A 22,719-nucleotide genomic window follows, 5' to 3' on the forward strand; every position below is an offset into this window, starting at 1 on the left:
GTTACAAAAAAGGCCAGCATAAAAGCTGACCTTTAGATTCAATATACGAACGTCTTATTTCTTACGAACGTGCGGTGCAGCTTTATCAAGCACACCGTTAACAAACTTATGGCTGTCTTCTGCTGCAAATACTTTTGCAAGCTCGATAGCTTCGTTGATAACCACTTTGTATGGTACATCTTCGCGACGAGTCATCTCGTACATAGCTAAACGTAGAAGCGCTAGTTCCATCAAATCCAGATCTTGCATAGGGCGAGATACGAATGGACGAAGCTTGCTATCAAGTTCCATGTGGCTAAGAGCAACACCAGTTAATAGGTCGCGGAAGTATGCAACGTCTGTTTCTGGCATAGCAAGAGCAGGCTCTGCAGCATGATGCTCTTCTTCATCATACTTACCACCAGATAAGAACTGTTCTTCAACGGTAGCAATATTTTCTTTAGTAATTTGCCAAGAATAAATTGCTTGTAGAGCAAATTGACGTGCGTTACGACGTGCGGCTGGTTTCACACTGGCCCCCATTAGGAATCGATTTCAGAAAGAACGTTGATCATCTCAAGTGCGCTAAGTGCTGCTTCTGCACCCTTATTACCAGCCTTGGTTCCTGCGCGTTCAATAGCTTGATCGATCGTATCAACAGTAAGAACACCAAACGCTACTGGAAGAGAATATTCCAGAGACACCTGTGCCAAACCTTTATTACATTCACTACAAACATAGTCAAAGTGAGGTGTACCGCCACGAATTACTGTACCAAGAGATACAATCGCATCGAACTTACCTGTTTTTGCAACGCGCTGCGCTACAAGTGGAAGTTCTACTGCACCAGGGCAACGAACAACAGTGATGTTGTCTTCGCTTACTTGTCCATGACGCTTTAAAGTATCGATTGCACCAGAAAGTAAACTTTCGTTAATAAAACTGTTGAAACGAGCAATAACGATAGCAATTTTTGCATTTGGCGCTGGGAAGCCACCCTCGATCACTTTCATAAGCCTTCCTTTAACTATTTTCATCAAGTGAGAATCGCCGGATTCTAGCACAAAACTGTGAGCAATATCTAATGGTAATTTAGAAGAACAGACACCGGCAATGTAAAGATGATAATGCAGCGCTGATCCCAAGCATATAGGAACAGCGAGGAGCCAAGTTTGTGTATTGAACACGTTTTGAGTCGAACTTGGCTACTTTGCCCTTTTGGCAAAACTTATCACCAAAAGAGCCACTGAAATCATCGGTAAACTATGTCGCTACAAACGGAGAAACGTCTGCTCGCTGACGCATGATTTATTCGCAAACGTACTCAACAACGTTAAGACCAAAACCACCCAATGCGTGGTAACGCTTAGAGCTTGAAGAAAGCAGACGCATATCGTGCACGCCTAGGTCTTGAAGAATCTGAGAACCGACACCAACACGACGCGAGGTACCCTGCTTCTTCGCCATAGTTGGCTGCTCGTTCTTGTCTTGCGCTTCGAATGTCTTCACTTTGTGAATCAAAGAGTCAGACGACTCTTCGTTGCCAAGAATAACCAACACACCACCTTCGTCGCCAATGCGCTTCATTGCTTTATCTAGCGACCAGCTGCGTTCAGTACCACGGTCTGAATGAAGCAGATCAGTGAACGTGTCATGCAGATGAACACGTACCAAAGGAGCACCTTCAGATAGGTCACCTTTTTGCATCGCGTAGTGGATCTGGTTATCAATTGTATCGCGGTAAGTCACCAACTCGAAATCACCAAACTCTGTTGGTAAATGGCATTGTGCTACACGCTCAATCGTTGTTTCTGTGTTGTTGCGGTATTCAATCAAGTCTGCAATGGTGCCTAGCTTGATGTCATGCTTTTCTGCGAACACTTCAAGATCTGGGCGACGAGCCATGGTGCCGTCGTCGTTTAAGATCTCAACGATAACAGATGCTGGCTCACAGCCTGCTAGACGTGCTAAATCACAACCTGCTTCTGTGTGACCTGCGCGAGTCAGAACACCGCCATCTTGCGCTGTCAGTGGGAAAATATGACCAGGTTGAACAAGGTCTGCCGCTTTTGCATCTTTCGCCACTGCCGCTTGAACCGTCACTGCCCGATCTGATGCAGAGATACCCGTCGTTACACCTTCAGCCGCTTCAATCGAAACCGTAAAGTTCGTGGTGTACTGTGCATTGTTGTCTTGAACCATAGGGGCTAGACCCATACGGCTTGAACGCTCTTTGGTTAGCGTCAGACAGATTAAGCCGCGGCCATACATCGCCATGAAGTTAATCGCTTCTGGCGTGACATGTTCTGCTGCCATGATCAGATCGCCTTCATTCTCGCGATCTTCATCATCCATCAGGATAACCATTTTTCCTAGGCGAATGTCTTCAATAATTTCTTGAGGAGTACTAATTGGCATTGTTCTATATCCTTTGAAATGGTTCTGCTTCCTAGAACCGACACTATTTAAACCTGATGATATTGCTTCGCTTTACAAAGTCTCGCTTGACGCACTTTGTCTCAACGGTTAGGCAAAACCATTCTGCTGTAAGAATTCCATCGTCAATCGAGATTCAGGCTCAGACTCTTGTTGCTGACCTTGCAGTAAACGCTCCATGTAACGCGCTAATACATCAACTTCTAGATTCACTTTACGACCAACATTGAATTGATCGATGGTCGTTTCTGAAGAGGTGTGAGGAACGATAGTCAGCTTAAAGGCATTTTTGCGTAAATCGTTCACCGTTAGGCTAATACCATCAACAGTGACTGAACCTTTTTGAGCTACGTACTTTGAGATCTCTGCTGGCATTTCAACCCAGAACTCAATTGCACGACCGACTTGGTTACGCTCAACAATCTCACCCACGCCATCAACGTGACCAGACACGATGTGTCCACCGAAACGCGTGGTTGGTAACATTGCTTTCTCAAGGTTAACTTTATCGCCTGCTTGGTAATCGACAAAACCCGTCTTTTTCAGGGTCTCAAGCGAAAGGTCTGCACTGTAGCTGTGGTCGTTATACTCAACAACTGTCAAACACACACCATTGGTAGCGATACTGTCGCCTAACTTAACGTCAGCCATATCAAGCTTACCAACATTAACCGTTACGGTGATGTCTTCTCCGCGGGGAGTGATTGCACTCAATGTACCTACGGCTTCTACAATTCCTGTAAACATTTTAAAACTCTTTTTGTTGTCAACGACACGTATGCAGTTGGAGTAACTATTTCCACTATGGTTTCGTTACTATCAGTTTCGAAATACGGGTTTCGCAACGATGCGAATATCCACACCAACCGGTCGAACATCTTTAATTTCTAGGTCAATAACTTCAGACATTGAAGTGAGCCCTAATGCGCCCATCAAACCTCGTCCGTCACTGCCCATAAGTTTAGGTGCTAAATAGAGGATTAGCTCATCCACCAACTGCTCTTCAATCAAGCTTTTTGCCAATGTTGCGCCCGCTTCGACCCAAATATGGTCGATATGATTCGCAGGTAATTGACGCATCAGATCGTGCAAATCGAGCTGACCAGCATCTGTAGTTGCGACTTCAATATCAGCAGACGCTTCGGCAACTCTCAACACTGATGTTGGAGTCTGGAATAACTTGAGCTCAGGACGCAGTTGGTTTTGACGATCAAGAATCACGCGAATCGGCTGACGCAGCTCGTCTTCAGCGTAATGATCTTTGATACTGCTTGGCAACTCTGCCCAACGAACATTCAACGACGCGTTGTCTTCAATCACCGTCTGGCTAGTTGACAACACAGCGCCTGATTTTGCTCGGTAGTTCTGAACATCACGACGCGCTTCTGGCGATGTAATCCACTGGCTTTGACCATTTTCCAATGCTGTTTGGCCATCAAGGCTAGCGGCCATCTTTAACTGAACGAATGGCATGCCAGTTTGCATACGCTTGATAAATGCAGGGTTCAAGTCGAGAGCATCTTGCTCTAGCAAACCGATTTCAACCTCAATACCCGCATCGCGTAACATTTTGATACCACGACCTGCGACTTTTGGGTTTGGGTCCTGCATGGCACAAATCACTTTGACTACTTGAGCCTTAATCAAACCTTCAGCACAAGGCGGCGTTCGACCGTAATGAGAGCAAGGTTCTAGCGTGACATAAGCCGTCGCACCTTTTGCTTTGTCGCCCGCCATTCGCATGGCATGTACTTCAGCATGAGGTTCGCCAGCTTTGGCATGAAAACCTTCGCCAACGATCTGACCTTCGGTTTGTACAATGACACAACCCACATTCGGATTTGGTGCAGTAGTGTAAATGCCGCGTTTTGCTAACTGAATAGCACGCGACATCATTTGAAAATCTAGGGGAGTAAAGTTTGACATGATTGAGGAGTTAATCCTCTAATTTAGCGATTTCTTCGCCAAACTCTCGGATGTCTTCAAAGCTGCGGTAAACAGAGGCAAAACGAATGTACGCCACTTTATCCAGTTCTTTCAATTGGCCCATCACAAGATTACCAATCATCTCGCTTGGTACTTCACGCTCACCAGTTGCACGGAGTTGTGACTTAATCGTACTGATCGCAAGTTCAATCGCATCAGCACTCACTGGGCGTTTTTCTAGGGCGCGCTGTACACCACCCACCATTTTATCTTCATTAAATGGTTCGCGGTTTCCATTCGACTTTATGACCTTAGGCATCACAAGTTCTGCCGATTCGAACGTAGTAAAACGTTCACTACATGCAAGGCATTGACGGCGACGACGTACCTGATGGCCATCGGCTACCAGTCTTGAATCGATTACTTTAGTGTCGTTCTCTGAACAAAAAGGACAATGCATATCACCTCCAAATAATTGAATATCAGTGTAACGGAATTGCCAAACGTTAGGAAAGAAAAAGGGCCAATTAAGGCCCTTTTGTGTGGTGATTCATTGATTATTGCTACTCGATCGCCATTTCAAAAATGAGCTGAGGAGTAAAATTAACGACCAGCGTTAACCGCGGACCAAATAGTTCGCTTTACCTACCCATTTGTAGCTTGTCAGCTCTTCTAAACCCATTGGGCCGCGAGCATGCAATTTCTGAGTAGACACGGCGACTTCAGCGCCTAAACCAAACTGTGCGCCATCAGTGAAACGTGTTGATGCATTCACATAAACCGCTGCAGAACCAACAGAGTTAATGAAACGCTCTGAGCTCTCTAGGCTGTTAGTCATGATCGCGTCTGAGTGACTCGCGTTGTGTACACGCATGTGGTCAATCGCTTCTGTCACATCCGCTACCACTTTCACGCCGAGCGTGTAGCTTAGCCATTCAGTGTCAAAGTCGCCCTCAACCGCATCACGTTGGTCTTCAAAATCCGCTAGCAGTGATTTTGCACTGGTATCTGCAACCAAGGTTACCTTACCTGCTAAACGCTGTTTCAGCTTAGTTAGGAAAGCTTCAGCAACCGCTTCATGCACTAGCAGTGTATCTAACGAGTTACACGCTGATGGGCGCTGAACTTTAGAGTTTTCGACCACATCGACAGATTTATCAAGATCAGCACTTTCATCAACGAAGATATGGCTGATACCAAAGCCGCCGATGATAACTGGAATGGTGCTGTTCTCTTTACACATCTTGTGCAAGCCAGCGCCGCCACGAGGAATGATCATATCCACGTAGTCGTCCAGTTTAAGCAATTGAGAAACGAGTTCACGATCAGGCTTCTCGATGTACTGAACAGAAGCGGCTGGAAGCTCCGCTTTCTCTAATGCAGACTGGATAACTTTAACCAGTTCCATATTCGAGAAAAACGTCTCTTTACCACCACGTAGAATGCTTGCGTTACCTGTCTTCAGACACAGAGCTGCAATATCGATGGTTACGTTTGGACGCGCTTCATAGATAACACCCACCACACCAAGTGGTACGCGACGACGAGACAGCGACATACCGTTTTCCAGTACTTTGCTGTCAATCTCGCTGCCAACTGGGTCATTCAGGCTAATCACGTTACGCACATCGTTAGCGATACCGGTTAAGCGCTCTTCATTAAGAAGTAGACGATCAAGCAGTGCGTCAGTTAAACCCGCTTCGCGACCTAATTCGATATCTTTCGCATTCGCTTCTAAAATCGTTGCTGCGTTTGCTTCTAGCTCATCAGCGATGATCGCCAATGCTTTATTCTTTTGCGCCGTAGATGCGGTCGCTAGGTGGAAAGCAGCGTCTTTTGCTGCGATACCCATGTTAGTTAAATCCACGTTTAACTCTCCCTAAATTCTGTCTGTCTTTGGATGCAAAAAGGCGATTCGCCTTATCATCACGAGCTATTCTTGGATTACAACAAGGTCGTCACGGTGAATGACTTCTGACCCATAATCGTATCCAAGAATGTCGCCAATATCTTTACTGTGCTTGCCTGCAATTTTTGCTAGGTCTTGGCTTGAATAACTGGCGATACCACGCGCAATTACTTTGCCTTTACTGTCTGTGACTTGGGTAACTTCACCACGAGAGAATTCGCCTTTAACTCGAACAACCCCTTTCGCCAACAAGCTGCTGCCTTTGGTGTTGACTGCGTTTACTGCGCCGTCGTCAACCACGATGTCACCTGCTGAAGCAGGGCCCGCTAAAATCCAGCGTTTACGGTTTTCAAGCGCTTCCGCTAAAGGCAAGAAACGTGTGCCTTGTGGGGTATCACTCAGTGAATCAAACACCACATTTTCAGCACTGCCCGCCGCAATAATCACTTCGATGCCTGCGCGACGAGCAATGTCAGCCGCCTGCAGTTTTGTTGCCATGCCGCCGGTACCTAATGTCGTACCGCTGCCGCCTGCGATCTTACGCAGTGTGTCATCAATAGTTTTCACTTCTTTGATGAGCTCAGCATTTGGATCTTTACGAGGGTCAGCCGTAAACAGGCCTTTTTGGTCTGTTAGTAGCAAAAGCTTATCAGCGCCGCACAAAATACCTACTAAGGCCGACAAGTTATCATTGTCGCCCACTTTAATTTCGTTGGTGGCTACTGCATCGTTTTCGTTTACTACCGGAATAATATCGTGTTCAACAAGTGCGTTGATCGTGTCACGTGCATTAAGAAAACGCTCGCGATCATCGAGATCAGCACGAGTCAGTAGCATCTGGCCAATCTTAAGGCCATAGATAGCAAACAAAGACTCCCAAACTTGAATCAACTGGCTTTGCCCAACTGCCGCAAGCAACTGTTTACTCGCCATTGAGTTGGGAAGTGCGGGGTAACTAAGGTGCTCACGTCCTGCTGCAATTGCGCCAGACGATACCATAACCACAGAGTGGCCTTGTTTTTTTAATTCAGCACATTGACGAACCAGCTCAACCATATGAGCGCGGTCTAATGCCAATGTTCCACCAGTTAAGACACTGGTACCCAGTTTAACAACGACAGTTTTACGCTGTGTTGTTGTCCCGCTTTGATGATTTGTTGTCATGAAGTCTTTTATGGATAAAACAAATAAGAGGTGATGTTTTAGCAATCAAAAGGGGAATTCACAAGCAGAAAAGGTGCGAAATCGCACCTTTTTGCTTTATATAGAAGAGTAACCTTTAAAATTAGACGAATTCGACAGACTCTTCGTCTAATTGGATGCTGATTTCAAACTTACTTTGAAGTTCATCAACCAGTTTTTTGTGGAAGGCTTCTTGAGTTCGAGAGACCTCAGCGACCGCCTTTTTAGGTAACGGCAAAGAATCCCAGTTACCATCGATGTTGTACTTACCGATATTGTACTTCGCCGAATATCCCTCTTCCGACTTATCCAATTCCAGCCACCAGCCCCAAAACTCGCGTTCTTCTGGTGATTTTTTATCGTTCACACATACAGACAAGCAATCAAAAATGTAATGACCATCTTCTGATTGTGGCTCCCTCAAATAAGGCCCAATAGCCTTTAAAACGTTTAACAAGCGATAATGCGTAGGTTGTTGTGTCACTTCTGACATATTGAATCTCCATTTTCAATGTTAAGAATGACGTTACTCAGACTGTTATACGTAGAAACTACGCATTTGGATTTTATAAATTATCTCTGAGTATCAGGTACTTAGTTTGTACACTTTTCATGCTTAACTAATTTAGGAGAAATGTCATCTAAATAATTCATCCTCAAGCCACTTTATCGCCAATTCGAGGGATTGCTCATAACCTTGTGTAATTGACTTAGCTTTGATTTTCTTCGCTTTTCCGTAATCACTGTAAATAGCAACCAGTTGATTATCCATTGGTGGTGAAACCGGGTCACCTTCCAGAGCCAATGCCAAGATAGGAACGCTGGTTTTACTGTTTGACAGCAAACCTTGTACCTTGAGTGACCACGCCATCAACTGCCCAGAAAGGCTATTGATATCAACTGCCCCTTTACCAAGACGCGAAGCCAACACATCTAGATGCATCTTAGGCATCTGTTTCAGTTTGTCGGCATGAACAAAGATATCGTGAATTGGCGCGCCAAGAGATATACACGCTTTAATCTTATGTTGCTCAAGGAAAGATAGTCTCACCATCGCATTGCCACCGAAGCGGAAACCAAACAAGCCGACTTTGTGGTGATCGACCCATGGGATGTTAGGCAATTCATTCAGCACCGCTTGGTGAAGACAAGATGAGTCTTCTGTTAATGGCCAATGTGCACTGTGCCCTATTGATGGCATGTCTACCGTTAACATAGCAATGTTCTTAGGTGCTAAATAATCCCTAAACAGGCGCCACATATCGGTTTGCAAGCTATCGAGACCCGCGCTGACAATCACAACCGGTTGTGGTTTGTCTGTCTTGGTTAGATGCAAGTTCGCTTTGATCTTCTTGTTTTGGTATGGAATATCAATCTGTTTGACGATCAACTTAGTGTGCTTGATAGCTTCAGAATAGGCTGCGTTGGCCAACACTTGAGCCTGAGCTGCCAAGTTGTCGTTCTTGAGATGTGGGTAACCCGCAATACTAAAGCACAGTGATGCTGAAAACAGCTCTTCAGCCATCTCTTCACCGCTCTTCTCATTAGAACGATTTTGATGCTGCATACCCAGCTTGGTCCATTCGTATGCCCAGTTACCACTTCGGTAACCCATGACCGTATCAAGCCACTCATCGATTGTACGAGAGTTATCTGATGACGCGATGCGAGCCAATACCGCTTCTTGCTCTATTGGATTAACGCCTTGCCATACCCACTGAAGACGTCTTAGGTTTCGGTACCATGATGAGTTTTGCTGTTCACGCTTCTCATCCAATAACGCTTCAGAGCTTGGCATGTATTGTGTCAACATTGAGGTCTCTTTCGCCTGTTTGTGCTTTACAAACAAAGTTTCCGAAAGGTTCGAGCTCGTTTCTTCTGGTTCAGACATTGGGATACTTAATAAGAAATGGTTGTCACTAATAATATAAAAAAAAATGACCCTATAAAGGGTCATTTCTCAAAAAACTAAGTTTACGCTTATTTTGACTTGCGATTTACTGGCTCAACGTAGCTTAGGCTAGTATCCCAAGGTTGCTCAATCCATGTGTCTTGAGCGATATCAACAATGTACTCGTCTAGCAAATCAGCGCCAGATGGCTTTGCACATACAGCGATCAGTTTCGCTTTAGGGTACATTTCGCGAAGCTTACGTGCAGTGTCACCACTATCAACCAAGTCTTCAACGATTAGGAAGCCTTCGCCATCACCTTCAGGTGCTTTAACTACTGTCATATCACGTTGGTGATCGTGGTCGTAGCTAGAAATACAAATCGTATCTACGTGACGAATACCTAGCTCACGAGCCAAGATTGCACCAGGAACCAAACCACCACGGCTTACAGCCCAGATGCCTTTCCACTGCTCTGCTGGCATTTGCTTTTCAGCAAGTTGACGGCAGTAAGTCTGCATGTTGTCCCAAGTGATAACGAATTTGTTGCTCATAGTATAAAACCTAATAATTTTGTCATGTTATTAGAGGCTATCTCAAACATAGCCTCTTCAGCGATTAAGCAGAAATCTAGACGATTAAGCGAAAATGTATTTAAGAATAAAGATAGCCGACATTACCCACACAGCAGGTGAAACGTCGCGACCTTTACCACTTAGCAGCTTAATTGCAGCGTAAGCGATGAAACCTAGTGAGATACCCTCAGCGATAGAGTACGTCAGCGGCATAAGCAAACATGTTACCACGACTGGTGCTGCTTCCGTAAGATCACGCCAATCAATGCCAACTAGGCCAGACATCATCAGAATTGCTACATAGAAAAGTGCACCTGATGTTGCGTAAGCCGGAATCATACCTGCAAGTGGCGAGAAGAAAAGAGCCAGTAGGAATAAGATACCAACAACAACAGCCGTTAGACCGGTACGGCCGCCTTCAGCAACACCCGCAACACTCTCAACATAAGAAGTAGTATTTGATGTACCTAGCAGTGCACCAATAGATGTTGCTGTAGAGTCAGCAAGCAGTGCTTTGTTCAAGCGAGGTAGTTTGCCGTCTTCTTTGATTAGGTTTGCTTTCGTTGCAACACCAACCAGAGTACCCGCTGTATCGAACAAATCGACGAACAAGAATGCGAATACCACTGAAATCATACCGATTTCAAATACAGCAGAGAAATCAAGCTGCATGAATGTCGGAGCAAGGCTTGGTGGTGTCGACATGATGCCGCCGTATTGAACGTCACCAATAACAATGCCAAGAGCTGTGATAGCTAGAATCGCAATCATTACTGCCCCTTTCACGCCACGGTGAACAAGAGCAATCGTTAGGAAGAAACCAAGTGAGCCTAGGATAGGAGCAATCGCGGTAATGTCGCCCAGTGAAACTTTAGTTGCTGGGTTAGAAACAACGATGCCTGCATTGCTAAGCGCAATAAACGCTAGGAAAAGACCGATACCTGCAGAGATACCAACACGCAGAGACATAGGGATCGAGTTGATAATCCATTCACGGATCTTAAAGATGCTTAAGAAGATGAAGATTACGCCTGATACGAAAACCGCTGCCAGAGCAACTTGCCACGTATAACCCATACCCATTACAACAGCGTAGGTAAAGAATGCGTTCAAACCCATGCCTGGAGCTTGAGCAATTGGGTAGTTAGCAACAAAGCCCATGATGAAACAGCCAATAGCAGCCGCTAAACAGGTTGCTACAAATACAGCGCCATGGTCCATACCAGCATCAGCTAGAATCATTGGGTTTACAAAAATGATGTAAGCCATTGTTAGGAAGGTTGTTAGACCTGCGATGATTTCAGTGCGCACATTGGTGCCATTTTCACTGAGTTTGAATAGCTTTTCGAACATTATCGAATCCTATAAGGGTAAAAAGTAAACGGTTGCGTAATCGATTGGCTGTGGATTATAAAGTTATCAAATAACAAATTCCAGATAGAATTAAGGCTCTAATCGATATTTATCAGAATGCCGTATGAAACAAAGCGATTAAAAACGCAGTAATTACCAAGGAATAATCATAATAAACAGTTAATTAAGCCCATTAAGCACAATGAAAAATCTTGGTTACTTTTTCGACCATCGGTTATTTTGATAGAGAATCTAGCCATTAAATTCTGAATTCAAACCCACAAGAGTTGTGTATTTTTCAACAGGATCAGTAATAAGGCGCAAATTGATATTTTGGCGCTTAAAAAACAACCACGCAGAGCAGCAGGAAAAGAGACGAGATAAAGCGGTTTGGAAAAGTAGCAGGCAAAAAAAACGCCACTCAAAACTGAGTGGCGGTAGAATCTGTCAACCAAAAGGGCTGTAAAAGAATTCCAATATATAGGGGTGAACAAAACTGTTCGAGTCACATGCTTACGGTATTAGTAACCAAAGCTTGTAGGGTATGCAAAGTTGCTAGTGTAAACAGAGCTGTTAATCCAGAACATTGCAGATGGTAAACCTTTCATAACTATCACCTTAATAAATCAATAAAAAACGAATTTGATTTCTCGGTTCCTTGGAGGCGATAAAACGGACTCATCCTTTGAGCATTTACTCTTCATCTCAGAAGTTGGTTATTAATATACCCTAAAGAAAAAAGATTACAAGTATTTTTTGCTATACGTCACACTTTTGGCTATTTACGGTCATTTTGCAAACTTATTTTTGTAATAAAATTACAGAACAGGATTAAACAAACGTTTGCTTGCGCCATTTATAAGCATCAAGGTGCTTAATCATGATCAGATGGACAAGATCGCATTCAAAATTTGAGCTATTTGAGGTTTAGAACCGCTACTCGTCAAAACGCTCAAGTGGTATGCTGTTGCCATCAAAACAGACCCATATTTTAGATTTTTGTTCTAGGTTTTTACCCATACAAAACCTAAATATATGGTTATTAAATAAAAAAGGAGTCATCCGTGTCTGAATTCCATTCTGAGATCAGTAAATTATCCCCTGCCCCTATCTGGCAGTTCTTCGATAAGATTTGCTCAATCCCACACCCTTCTAAGCATGAAGAAGAGCTTGCTCAATACATTATTGCTTGGGCAACAGAGCAAGGCCTAGATGTACGTCGTGACCCAACGGGTAACGTATTCATCAAAAAGCCAGCAACGGCGGGTATGGAAAACAAAAAAGGTGTAGTGCTACAAGCTCACATCGATATGGTTCCACAAAAGAACGAAGACACAGTTCATGACTTTGCTAAAGATCCAATTCAACCATACATTGATGGTGAGTGGGTTACAGCTAAAGGCACAACGCTTGGCGCTGATAACGGCATGGGCATGGCTTCTTGCCTAGCGGTTCTTGCTTCAAACGAAATCCAGCACGGTCCTATCGAAGTTCTACTAACAGTAGATGAAGAAGCAGGCATGACTGGTGCTTTCGGTCTTGAAGCGGGTTGGTTAGAAGGCGATATCCTTCTTAACACCGATTCAGAGCAAGAAGGCGAAGTGTACATGGGTTGTGCTGGCGGTATCGACGGCGCAATGACATTTGAAATTGCTCGTAACGCGATTCCAGCTGACTTCGTAACACGTAAGCTAACGCTAAAAGGCCTAAAAGGCGGTCACTCTGGTTGTGATATCCACACAGGCCGTGCAAACGCAAACAAACTGCTTGCTCGCTTCCTAGCGGGTCACGCGAAAGAGCTAGACCTACGCATCGTCGAATTCAAAGGCGGGAGCCTACGTAATGCGATCCCTCGTGAAGGTTTCGTAACGGTTGCAGTACCTGCTGCAAACCAAGAGAAACTGGCTTCTCTATACAACGACTACACAGAGCTTCTTTCAACTGAGCTAGGTAAAGTAGAAGACAGCATTGTTACTTTCAACGAAGAAGCTTCGGTTGAAATGGGCGCTCTTGCAGCAGCTGACCAAGCTCGCTTTATCGCTGCACTAAACGCTGCGCCAAACGGCGTGATTCGTATGAGCGACGAGATTGAAGGTGTTGTTGAAACATCTCTAAACGTTGGTGTTATCACAACAGAAGAAAACTCAATCACTGTACTTTGCCTGATTCGCTCTTTGATCGATTCTGGCCGTAGCCAAGTTGAAAGCATGCTGAATTCTGTTGCTGAACTAGCAGGCGCGAGCATCGAGTTTTCTGGCGCTTACCCAGGTTGGAAGCCAGACGCAGATTCAGAAATCATGCACATCTTCCGCGACATGTACGAAGGTATCTACGGGCACAAGCCAAACATCATGGTTATCCATGCTGGTCTTGAGTGTGGTCTATTCAAAGAACCTTACCCGAATATGGATATGGTTTCTTTCGGCCCAACGATCAAGTTCCCGCACTCTCCTGATGAGAAAGTGAAGATCGACACCGTTGAGCTATTCTGGAACCAAATGGTTGCACTGCTTGAAGCCATCCCAGAAAAAGCATAATTCGATAAGCTATGTTTGTTCAATGAACCGTGCTTTTCAATAAATAGTACTTTTCAGTAAATGCCGTTTATTCGAGACAAAATAAAACAGGTACTCATTGAGTACCTGTTTTTGTATCTAATTTTTGTAATAAGCAAAAAAATTAAGCGCGTGAAGCTGCGTAGTTCTCTAGCTCATCAATTGAAGTTTGTGCAACCACTTCGCCATCGATGAAGTACGTTACCATCTCACCATCACGAACACCGATTAGTGTCGCTCGCTCACCAGATTGGTAAGTGATATCCATTTGGATTGTATTTTCATCAATCTGCTGCATCTGACCTTTTTCGATCATATTTACATTAGTGATTGGGCCTACCGGTGCTTCTGTTAGAGACGGATCTAGCTGATGGTTAATATCAAGGTAAGTATCAACCTTAGTATCAAAGATGTGCGGAGCACCCGTTAGTGGGTTGCTACCTGTCCAGAACTCTAGTGAGTTGAATACTAGGTAATCCGCTGCAACCGTTAGACCGTACGCAGGTGCCAACAGTAAGTTCAAACCGCCACGTGCGTAACGGTTATCAACCGCTTTAAGGTTGAACTTCATTAGGTAACCCGTTACTGCGTTGCTACCAACACAGCCAGACAAAGCAACAGATACCACTGCTAGTGCTACAACTTTTGAAATTGTTTTTTTCATTTTGATCTCGATATTTGAATTTGGCCGCCAAAAAATGGCGGTGGATAATACCAACGAACCAAATGACAAATATCAGCGCTAAATCAATGTATTGTCAGAAAATTCACAATTTGAAACACCCTTCAATTAACCAAATAAAAAACTGAAACCAATTCATAAGCCCCTTCATAAAAAACTTTTGTCGTCACCGTAAAGCGATTGATTCGTACTAAAAATCAACGATTGATACATTCCGTGTTAACGAATTATCACCATGTTGAGAACAACCTAAATGGCAAGACTAAAACCTAATCAACCATTCGAATTACTTGGTTATACTGTTCAGCCAGGACAACGAATGGAGATTGAACTGCAAGCTGCTCAGCTTTACACGCACTCTCCACTTTCGATCCCGATTGAAATTATTCACGGTCGCCAAGCAGGCCCAACACTGATGGTAAATGCGGCTATCCACGGCGATGAGCTAAACGGTGTTGAAATTGCACGACAACTGACCAATGCGATTGATCCAAAGAAACTGAAAGGGACATTAATTGTTGTGCCTATCGTTAACGTGTTTGGCTTTATCCATAAATCTCGTTACCTACCAGACCGTCGCGACCTAAACCGTTGCTTCCCAGGTAGTGAGAAAGGATCGCTAACATCACGTATCGCTTACACTTTCTTCGAGAACGTGGCAAAGCACTGTGATTACATTCTGGATCTGCACACGGGCGCGATTCACCGTACCAACCTGCCACAGATTCGTGCAAACCTATCGAACCCTGAAACACTGCGTATCGCAAAAGCATTCGCAACACCCGTGATCATTGATTCTCCACTGCGTGACGGTTCACTGCGTAGCGAAGCGGAAAAGCTGGGGATTCCTGTATTAACTTACGAAGGTGGTGAAGCGCTGCGTTTTGATCACCTAGCGATTCGTGCGGGTTACCTTGGCGTGCATCAAGTGATGAAAGAAATCGGCATGCTGCGCCCTAACCGTAAGAAGTTACCAGAGCCAGTATTGAGTAAATCCACCAGCTGGATCCGCGCTGAATCAGACGGTATTTTGCGTAACATGGTAAGACTTGGCGAACAGGTTGAAGCAGGACAAACCCTTGCTTACATCAGCTCTCCATTGGGTCATCAAGAAGGCCAAGTGATCACAACCAAAGGCGGTATCGTGATTGGTCAGCAAACTCTGCCTTTGGTCAACGAAGGTGATGCTGTGTTCCACATCGCTTACTTCAAGCAAGACGATGAAGAAGTCGGACAATCAGTAGAAAGCTACATTGAAGAAGTGGCAGAAGATGATTGGCTAACTGCGCTGAATAACTGATCGGACAATGCTTAACAGTTTATGAGCTCGACGTTAAAAGCGAGAAGCCAAACCGAGCTCTTAAACACAATAAAACAGAACTCCACAAACTAAAAAGCCCCAATACACTTTTAACTGTAAAGAAAAAAGTTGTATCGGGGCTTTTTTTTCACAAATCCCTTATCTTAAAATTAAGGGATCTATAAATTAGTCATGCACTGAATTACTCAGCGTCTTCTTGCTCTTCTGCACGAGCTTTAGCGCGCGCTTCACGTGCTTGCTCAGCTTTAAGCTCTTTAGTGTGACGTAATTCATCACGCTCTTTACGCTGCTCTGATTTACGCTCGTTACGTTCAGCTTGGTTAGCGATGAAAGATGCTAGCTCTTTCTCTGCCCACTCTTGTGCTAGAGCTTCAGTTTCGAAACCAGACTCACGCTTAGATACTGTAGTGCTGCGAGACGTTACTTGACGAGTAATCTCTGCACACCAACCGTTGCGTTTTTCTGTAAGGCGGATATCAAATTTTTTGTTCTTAGACATGTTCTATTTTTTCCTAAGGGAGATCATTAAGGGATCGGTCAACTTTGATAACTCCATCTAAGTGAGCATCTTTTAACACCATCCCTTGGTAAGCGCGGTATTAGAGCACAAATCAATGAATATTGCTGCAAATATTTGCAGCGGATCACACTCCAATGCTGCAAATCGTTTGCGCCTGATTTCAATCGGTTCATAACTCTCGGTTCACCATCAACTTCTGTCCTATTTTATCGACAACAATGAAATGAACTATGCTCAAACAGAGATAAATGAAAGAGATACCTGCTTGCTCAGGTTTATAGACTCTACTGTCTCACCTACTCCGCTCATAATTAAAATAGCTAAGGAGTTGCTATGGATAGCTTCATCAAAAATTTACCCAAAGTTGAGCTGCACTTACATATAGAAGGCACACTAGAGCCAGAGCTGATGTTCCAACTCGCCAAGCGTAATGCCGTGTCGATTCCTTTTGAGACCCCAGATCAAGTTCGAGACGCGTACCAGTTCCACAATCTTCAGTCTTTTCTCGACATCTATTACCAAGGTGCAAACGTACTGATTCATGAGCAAGATTTCTACGACCTGACGTGGGCTTATCTACTCCAGTGCCAGCAAGATAATGTGGTGCATACTGAGATCTTTTTTGACCCTCAAACTCACACTGAACGCGGCATTGCCTTTGAAGTCATCGTAAGCGGGATCACTCGAGCTTTGAATCAAGCGGAGCAAGAGCTTGGCATCAGCAGCCAACTGATCATGTGCTTTCTGCGTCACCTTGATAAAGACAGCGCTTTTGAAACACTCAAACAAGCCCTTCCTTATAAAGATAAGATCATTGCCGTTGGGTTAGATTCATCAGAACAGGGCAATCCGCCAGAGAAGTTTAAACATGTATTCCAAGAAGCGATCAACCAAGGCTTTCTGACTGTCGCGCACGCCGGAGAAGAAGGCCCAGCACAAAATATTATCGACGCAGTGAGCTTGTTAGGCATTACCCGAATTGATCATGGCGTTCGCTGTGTAGAAGATGAAGATTTGATGGAACAGCTAATAGCAAAACGTACACCACTGACCGTCTGCCCGCTATCGAATACCAAACTCAAGGTGTTTGAGAGCATGCAAGAGCACAACATCGTCGAATTGCTGAGAAAAGGGCTGTGCGTCACCATCAATTCCGATGATCCGGCTTACTTCGGCGGCTATATGAATGATAACTTCCTCGCGGTCGCCAATGCTCATCAACTGACGAAAAACGAATTAGCGCAGTTTAGTATTAATGCCATCGAAGCCAGTTTTATCTCACCTCACGCCAAAGAAGATCTCATCACACAGGTACGCCAATACCTTGCTGCGACTACTTAATGAGTTATCAAGATTAAAAAAGGGAAGCTCTGAGCTTCCCTTTCTGTATCAATCGATAATTAATTGGCTTAGCCCGGGTGACCATCCACCCTTGGCGTTAACAGCATCATCCCAAATTTCCAGATAAACAGCCCGAACGCTAACGTCCATAAACCGGCGCTGATGTTAACCATCTCAAATAAATACGCTGGGAAGAATGTCACACCTAAACTACGAACGAGTGCCGCGATAAAAATAGCCGAGAACGCCAAAGCCATACTTGGCCCTTTATAGATGGCACGACCCGTGTGCCCCATCGTCACGCGCGTAATCATCGCCAGAATTAATCCACTCAAACCGCCAATCGCAAACAAGTGCAGCATGTTGTGGCTCGCGAACGGGTTGTCTAATAAACCGCGTAACAGCAAGCTGAGAGGGATGCATAGGTAAGCCGCATGCAGCGACCACACCAAAGGTTCTGATAGCGTTGTCCAAGGTTTCCAGCGGATAAAGCGCACCAACTGAGTCACACCTGCAAATACCATCAACTCATTGCCGACTTGAGCAAAGGTCAATGGGAAGAAGCTCAACACAAATAAACCAACCAAAGGTAGGTTCGCTAGCCATTCCAACCAAACCAAGGGCTGAGCTTTTTCAAAATCAAAACGACGTGCTGTGAAGAATGGGATCACTCGCCCACCCATCACTGATAACAGCAAGGTAAACCACCACAACATAGCCTGCCAAACTGCAGATGATGGGAATGGAGGCATGCCCTTTATGGTCGCGTAACTAGCAAAGTTCGCCACGATAGCCAATATAAACAGCGGCACAAAAAACAGATTCTTCCAGCCTTTCGACTTCACGACTCGGAAACCAATTTCGTAGGCGGCGAAGATTAAGAACAGCGCCTCAACCGACGAGATCAGCCATAACGGAGCGGGTGTCCAAAACAGAATACGAGGTGCAAGCCATAAGCCAACCAAGGCTGCTAATCGATAGTGCTTGGTGCCGTTGACACCCGTCCACGTTTGTACCGCCGTTAACACAAAACCAACTACTATCGCCATTGAGAAACCAAACAGCATCTCATGCACGTGCCACCAAAGCGCCGGTACTTTTAGCATTTCTGGCTGACCGTTTTGGAACATGATGACCCAAGCGACAATCGCGATCACGGCATAGAGACTGCCTAAAAAGAAGAAAGGTCGAAAGCCTAAACGCAGGTAGGCTGGAATCGCGTCTTCTACACTTTTATCTGTGATATTTAACAAACTCGCTCCTAATTCTCAGATAAGCAGCCAAGGTATTACCTAAACCAAATTTGGTGTGCATCGGAATCGATGCAATATGCAGATCACATTGCATGAAACGCGCCAATTAGATAAAACCAGTAAAAACAGCGACTCACGAGATTCAATAGCCAATAAACAAGTCAAAAAAACACAACCAAAAGAGTCATAAAGACATATAGGTGTATAAATAGAAACTTACTGACTTTTGGTATCTCGCCACATATAGTAAGACTAGACTTAAATGGAACAACTCAGACAAGGAATGCGATGTATATTTTTGGTTATGGCAGTTTAATCAACTCATCTTCACGCCAGCTTACCGGTCAGACAGGGCAAGCGATCCCTGCGATTGTTCATGGCTTAATTCGCCATTGGAGCAAGATCGATGACAGCTATGTGTTATCACCTTTGATCGTCAATCTCGGCGAGGGACAAGTGAATGGTGTGTTGCTTGAGGTGGATGATATTGCACTGGCTGAGTTTGATCGCCGTGAGCGTGGTTATCACCGTATCGAATTAAAGGCCTCTCAGATAGAAAGCCAAGATGAATTCAAACAGGATCAACCGATCTGGGTTTACATCAAAGACGAGATTGAAGCACCTTGCGAAAACAGCCCTATCGTTCAAACCTACGTCGATACGGTATTAGCAGGATGTTTAGAGGTGTCTGAAAGCTTTGCAGCGCACTTTGTTCAACACACACAAGGTTGGCATCACCCATTAGAAAATGATCGCCACCAGCCTAAATACGGCAACCTTGCTGGGGTTTCCGATCACCACCACAGTGTGATTGATGGCTTGATACTGACCGTGCGCAGCTAGTTGATTTAGGTTGGTGAACACATTGACTCACCAACCTAAAATGAGCTTAAACGACACGAATACCTGCTGGCATCGCACGTTCAGGTGTTAGCAATACACTTTCAGATTCATCTTCCGTTTCTGCACATAGCAACATGCACTCAGAAGTGTGGCCTCTCATCTTCGCCTTCGCTAGATTGCACAAAACAACAACCTGCTTACCCATCAACTCTTCTTCTGTGTAATAAGGGACTAGGCTGGTCACCGTTTGCAGCGTCTTATCACCAACATCCACTTGCACGATGTAGAGCTTGTCGGCGTTTTCATGACGCACAACCTCAATGATCTTACCCACACGCATTTCTAACTTAGCAAAGTCACCATAAGAGACAGTATCCATTTCTCACTTCCTATATTGGTTTGTTTTTACTCATTAAATCATTTACTAAAATTAAGTAAAATGTAAATGTTTACACTAGCATTAAGCCTAATAATTACAAGCGGTAAAGATCTCATTACTGGAAGTAAAATGAGAGTTTCGTTGCCTTACTATCATTGTCGGTGTTAAATAGATGCAGCAATGTATAGAGGTTAAAAATGGCAACAATTAAAGATGTAGCAAAGGAAGCTGGTGTTTCTGTTGCAACCGTATCTCGAGTGATCAACAAGTCTCCCAAGGCGAGTGCAAGCTCGGTAGAGTCTGTAACTAAAGCGATGGTTAAACTCGGCTATCGCCCGAATGCCAATGCTCGCGCTCTGGTAAGCCAAAGCACAAACACTGTTGGTGTATTGGTCGGTGACATCTCCGATCCCTTTTTTGGCACGCTAGTTAAGGCTGTCGATAATGTCGCTCGTGAGAACGGAAAACATATCCTTGTAGGTAATGGCTCACACGATCGTGAAGAAGAGAGACAAGCGATTGAGTTACTGATTAACAGCCGTTGCGATGCTTTGGTGATCCACTCAAAAGGCCTGACAGACGAAGAACTGATTGCCTATGCAAAAGAAGTCAAAGGCTTAGTGCTGATCAACCGTTATATTGCAGAGATTGCCAACCGTTGTATTTTCTTGGACAACAAAAAAGGCGCGTATCTTGCGACTGAATATCTGATCCGCCATGGTCATCAGAATATTGCCTGTATCGCCTCATCGCATAGCATTGAAGATGCCGATGAACGTATCCAAGGTTACTTAGCGGCACTCTCAGATTACAAAATTGCGCTCTCTGACAGCTATATTGAATACTCAGCACCCACCAGTGACGGTGGCGAATACGCCATGACTAACCTTTTGACTAAATCACTGCCAATCACCGGTATTGTGGCATACAACGATTACATGGCAGCAGGTGCTTTATCTGTCCTTGATGAAAACGGTATTCAAGCGCCGGACGAAATGTCGATCATCGGCTTCGATGATGGCTTGATTGCCCGCTATGTTCATCCAAAGCTAACCACCATTCGCTACCCAATTCAGATGATGGCAGAGAAAGCGACACGACTCGCGTTGCACCTAGCCAAAGGTGAAAACACCTCAACTGAGCCAATGATGTTCTCTCCGACTTTGGTACGCCGTAATTCGGTAGAGAAAGTCTAAGCTCTAGTCTACTCACCAAGCAATAAACAAAAAAAAGCCCTAACAGAATCGCTTCTGTTAGGGCTTTCCTACCTTACTCGGATACTCAACAATCGCGCTTAATAAACCGCACTCTTGTTGAGCGCCACTTTTGCTCATCCCCCAAGAACAACGCGATAATTCACATCGTCCTATTCACAAGCAAAAGACATTGGCGTAACCGTTTTGAGCTAGAGCGTACTAGTTTGAAGAATCCCCCGAAAATTCAAACTGGTAACAGGTACTGTAGTTATATTCTTGTTCAGGCTTGAGAATACAACTGTCCTGCTTCCACTCTGGGTGGTTAGGAGAGTCAGGTAAGAACTGGGTTTCTAGCGCCAAACCAGCGTAGTCTTGATAGCTGCCACCACTTCGGTTTGGTGTGCCACCAAGCCAGTTTCCGGTGTATAGCTGCATCGCAGGTTTGGTTGAAAATACTTTTAGTGTGACGAGCGCATCTGGTGAGGTTACGGTAGCGGCACATTGAGTGCGCTTGCAGCCGTCAGCCAATAAAAAAGAGTGATCGTAACCCTTTGCTGCTTTCTGCTGTTCATCACCCAACAAACGCTCTGAGATCATCATAGGCTGATTGAAGTCGAAGCTGGTCGATTTCACCGATTTAAGGTTGCCTAACGGGATACCTACCGAATTGGTCGGTAAGAATTGATTGGCGTTGATGCTGACAATGTGTGACAAGCAATCGTGTCCGGCTTCTGCGCCAAGTAGATTAAAGTAAGCATGATTCGTTAGATTAACCACGGTTGGCTTATCGGTGGTTGCAGAGTAATTAATGGAAACTCGATTGTCTTCGGTGATGTCATAACGCACCGACACATTCAAATTCCCCGGAAATCCTTGGTCGCCATCAGCAGACTCAAGAGTAAACACCACTGACGTTTCAGTTTTCTCGGTAATATTCCAACGACGTTTATCAAAACCGTTCGGACCACCATGCAAGGTATTGCCCGCTTGGTTGGTTTCCAGCTTGTAGTTCTGACCATCAATTTTAAAGCGACCATTGGCAATGCGGTTAGCATAACGGCCAACGGTTGTGCCCATATAGCTGGCTTGCTTCTCGAAATTATCCATTGAGTTAACACCCAATAGCACTTCTCTTCTATTTCCTTTTACTGGCAAGATACAGCTCAACCACGTTGCGCCAATATCCATGAATGTCACTTCCATGCCGTGTACATTCGACAGCGTGACAAGCTGAGCAGGTTGGCCATCATAGGCTGCAGTTTCTGTCATGGATTGATGCAGGTTCTGCGCTTGTGTCATTCTAAATTCCTTCTACTGCCAGTAAAAAGCCTCTACGTTTGAGGTAAAGGCTTTAGTATTTGGCCTACCATGATCTTTT

General features: G+C 44.7%; 23 protein-coding genes. 5 read left to right on the forward strand and 18 right to left on the reverse strand.

Annotated elements, in window-relative coordinates; genetic code table 11:
* Nucleotides 1-54: 54 nt before the first annotated feature.
* From nusB to vcdP, 13 genes are all read right to left on the reverse strand, one after another.
* Nucleotides 55-522 carry a transcription antitermination factor NusB gene (nusB, locus tag AC3CH3_RS11900; protein ID WP_004734399.1) on the reverse strand — a complete coding sequence of 156 codons (468 nt, stop codon included), beginning with the start codon at nt 520-522 and terminating at the stop codon, nt 55-57.
* Nucleotides 522-992, reverse strand: a complete 471-nt coding sequence (gene ribH / locus AC3CH3_RS11905) for a 6,7-dimethyl-8-ribityllumazine synthase (protein WP_004741508.1) — start codon at nt 990-992, stop codon at nt 522-524. The genes nusB and ribH overlap by 1 nt, the downstream gene beginning before the upstream one ends.
* Nucleotides 993-1,287: 295 nt before the next feature.
* Nucleotides 1,288-2,397: a bifunctional 3,4-dihydroxy-2-butanone-4-phosphate synthase/GTP cyclohydrolase II gene (gene ribBA, locus AC3CH3_RS11910; protein ID WP_019824919.1), complete on the reverse strand. Its 1,110-nt coding sequence runs from the start codon at nt 2,395-2,397 to the stop codon at nt 1,288-1,290.
* 108 nt (nt 2,398-2,505) lie between these two features.
* Complete coding sequence (locus tag AC3CH3_RS11915; RefSeq protein ID WP_010436361.1) at nt 2,506-3,162, reverse strand: riboflavin synthase; 657 nt, start codon at nt 3,160-3,162, stop codon at nt 2,506-2,508.
* A gap of 72 nt (nt 3,163-3,234) precedes the next feature.
* On the reverse strand, nt 3,235-4,311 hold the full coding sequence (ribD, locus tag AC3CH3_RS11920) for a bifunctional diaminohydroxyphosphoribosylaminopyrimidine deaminase/5-amino-6-(5-phosphoribosylamino)uracil reductase RibD (RefSeq protein ID WP_488537215.1): 1,077 nt from the start codon (nt 4,309-4,311) through the stop codon (nt 3,235-3,237).
* A 40-nt stretch (nt 4,312-4,351) separates the two neighbouring features.
* Nucleotides 4,352-4,801: a transcriptional regulator NrdR gene (nrdR, locus tag AC3CH3_RS11925; protein ID WP_004734394.1), complete on the reverse strand. Its 450-nt coding sequence runs from the start codon at nt 4,799-4,801 to the stop codon at nt 4,352-4,354.
* A gap of 156 nt (nt 4,802-4,957) precedes the next feature.
* A complete protein-coding gene (locus AC3CH3_RS11930; protein ID WP_488537216.1) occupies nt 4,958-6,208 on the reverse strand; it encodes a glutamate-5-semialdehyde dehydrogenase in 1,251 nt (416 codons plus the stop codon).
* A 66-nt stretch (nt 6,209-6,274) separates the two neighbouring features.
* Nucleotides 6,275-7,459, reverse strand: a complete 1,185-nt coding sequence (proB, locus tag AC3CH3_RS11935; RefSeq protein WP_488537217.1) for a glutamate 5-kinase — start codon at nt 7,457-7,459, stop codon at nt 6,275-6,277.
* Nucleotides 7,460-7,535: 76 nt separating this feature from the next.
* On the reverse strand, nt 7,536-7,925 hold the full coding sequence (gene crl / locus AC3CH3_RS11940; protein ID WP_065677578.1) for a sigma factor-binding protein Crl: 390 nt from the start codon (nt 7,923-7,925) through the stop codon (nt 7,536-7,538).
* Nucleotides 7,926-8,069: 144 nt separating this feature from the next.
* Entirely contained in the window at nt 8,070-9,323 is a 1,254-nt protein-coding gene (gene frsA / locus AC3CH3_RS11945; protein WP_050619967.1) for an esterase FrsA, read from the reverse strand.
* A gap of 89 nt (nt 9,324-9,412) precedes the next feature.
* Nucleotides 9,413-9,877 (reverse strand): xanthine phosphoribosyltransferase, encoded by a 465-nt coding sequence (gene gpt, locus AC3CH3_RS11950; protein WP_009847475.1) that lies wholly within the window; start codon nt 9,875-9,877, stop codon nt 9,413-9,415.
* 84 nt (nt 9,878-9,961) lie between these two features.
* Entirely contained in the window at nt 9,962-11,251 is a 1,290-nt protein-coding gene (locus tag AC3CH3_RS11955; protein ID WP_017060789.1) for an NCS2 family permease, read from the reverse strand.
* Between the two features lie 521 nt (nt 11,252-11,772).
* Nucleotides 11,773-11,859 (reverse strand): small protein VcdP, encoded by an 87-nt coding sequence (vcdP, locus tag AC3CH3_RS11960; RefSeq protein ID WP_004734412.1) that lies wholly within the window; start codon nt 11,857-11,859, stop codon nt 11,773-11,775.
* Between the two features lie 456 nt (nt 11,860-12,315).
* Between vcdP and AC3CH3_RS11965 the strand changes: the two genes are divergently transcribed.
* A complete protein-coding gene (locus tag AC3CH3_RS11965) occupies nt 12,316-13,788 on the forward strand; it encodes an aminoacyl-histidine dipeptidase (RefSeq protein WP_488537218.1) in 1,473 nt (490 codons plus the stop codon).
* 142 nt (nt 13,789-13,930) lie between these two features.
* Here the strand turns inward: AC3CH3_RS11965 and AC3CH3_RS11970 are convergent, their stop codons facing one another.
* Complete coding sequence (locus AC3CH3_RS11970) at nt 13,931-14,470, reverse strand: DUF3332 family protein (protein WP_048664552.1); 540 nt, start codon at nt 14,468-14,470, stop codon at nt 13,931-13,933.
* Between the two features lie 271 nt (nt 14,471-14,741).
* On the opposite strand from AC3CH3_RS11970, the gene AC3CH3_RS11975 reads away from it, so the two are divergent.
* Entirely contained in the window at nt 14,742-15,788 is a 1,047-nt protein-coding gene (locus AC3CH3_RS11975) for a succinylglutamate desuccinylase/aspartoacylase family protein (protein ID WP_017060792.1), read from the forward strand.
* 202 nt (nt 15,789-15,990) lie between these two features.
* Here the strand turns inward: AC3CH3_RS11975 and AC3CH3_RS11980 are convergent, their stop codons facing one another.
* On the reverse strand, nt 15,991-16,308 hold the full coding sequence (locus AC3CH3_RS11980; RefSeq protein ID WP_017056240.1) for a DUF3622 domain-containing protein: 318 nt from the start codon (nt 16,306-16,308) through the stop codon (nt 15,991-15,993).
* A gap of 354 nt (nt 16,309-16,662) precedes the next feature.
* On the opposite strand from AC3CH3_RS11980, the gene AC3CH3_RS11985 reads away from it, so the two are divergent.
* Complete coding sequence (locus AC3CH3_RS11985; protein WP_488537219.1) at nt 16,663-17,670, forward strand: adenosine deaminase; 1,008 nt, start codon at nt 16,663-16,665, stop codon at nt 17,668-17,670.
* A 68-nt stretch (nt 17,671-17,738) separates the two neighbouring features.
* Here the strand turns inward: AC3CH3_RS11985 and AC3CH3_RS11990 are convergent, their stop codons facing one another.
* Nucleotides 17,739-18,923, reverse strand: coding sequence for an NnrS family protein (locus tag AC3CH3_RS11990; protein ID WP_248402273.1), 1,185 nt, complete (start codon nt 18,921-18,923; stop codon nt 17,739-17,741).
* Between the two features lie 288 nt (nt 18,924-19,211).
* Here AC3CH3_RS11990 and AC3CH3_RS11995 point away from each other — a divergent pair, with 288 nt between their 5' ends.
* Nucleotides 19,212-19,766: a gamma-glutamylcyclotransferase family protein gene (locus AC3CH3_RS11995; RefSeq protein WP_488537220.1), complete on the forward strand. Its 555-nt coding sequence runs from the start codon at nt 19,212-19,214 to the stop codon at nt 19,764-19,766.
* Between the two features lie 46 nt (nt 19,767-19,812).
* Here AC3CH3_RS11995 and AC3CH3_RS12000 read toward each other — a convergent pair whose 3' ends face one another.
* A complete protein-coding gene (locus AC3CH3_RS12000) occupies nt 19,813-20,145 on the reverse strand; it encodes a tRNA-binding protein (protein ID WP_017060796.1) in 333 nt (110 codons plus the stop codon).
* Between the two features lie 197 nt (nt 20,146-20,342).
* Here AC3CH3_RS12000 and AC3CH3_RS12005 point away from each other — a divergent pair, with 197 nt between their 5' ends.
* Complete coding sequence (locus AC3CH3_RS12005; protein WP_488537221.1) at nt 20,343-21,341, forward strand: substrate-binding domain-containing protein; 999 nt, start codon at nt 20,343-20,345, stop codon at nt 21,339-21,341.
* Nucleotides 21,342-21,560: 219 nt separating this feature from the next.
* Here the strand turns inward: AC3CH3_RS12005 and galM are convergent, their stop codons facing one another.
* Nucleotides 21,561-22,640 (reverse strand): galactose-1-epimerase, encoded by a 1,080-nt coding sequence (galM, locus tag AC3CH3_RS12010; protein ID WP_488537222.1) that lies wholly within the window; start codon nt 22,638-22,640, stop codon nt 21,561-21,563.
* Between the last annotated feature and the right edge of the window lie 79 nt (nt 22,641-22,719).

This window comes from Vibrio sp. QJM3NY_35, assembly GCF_057785915.1.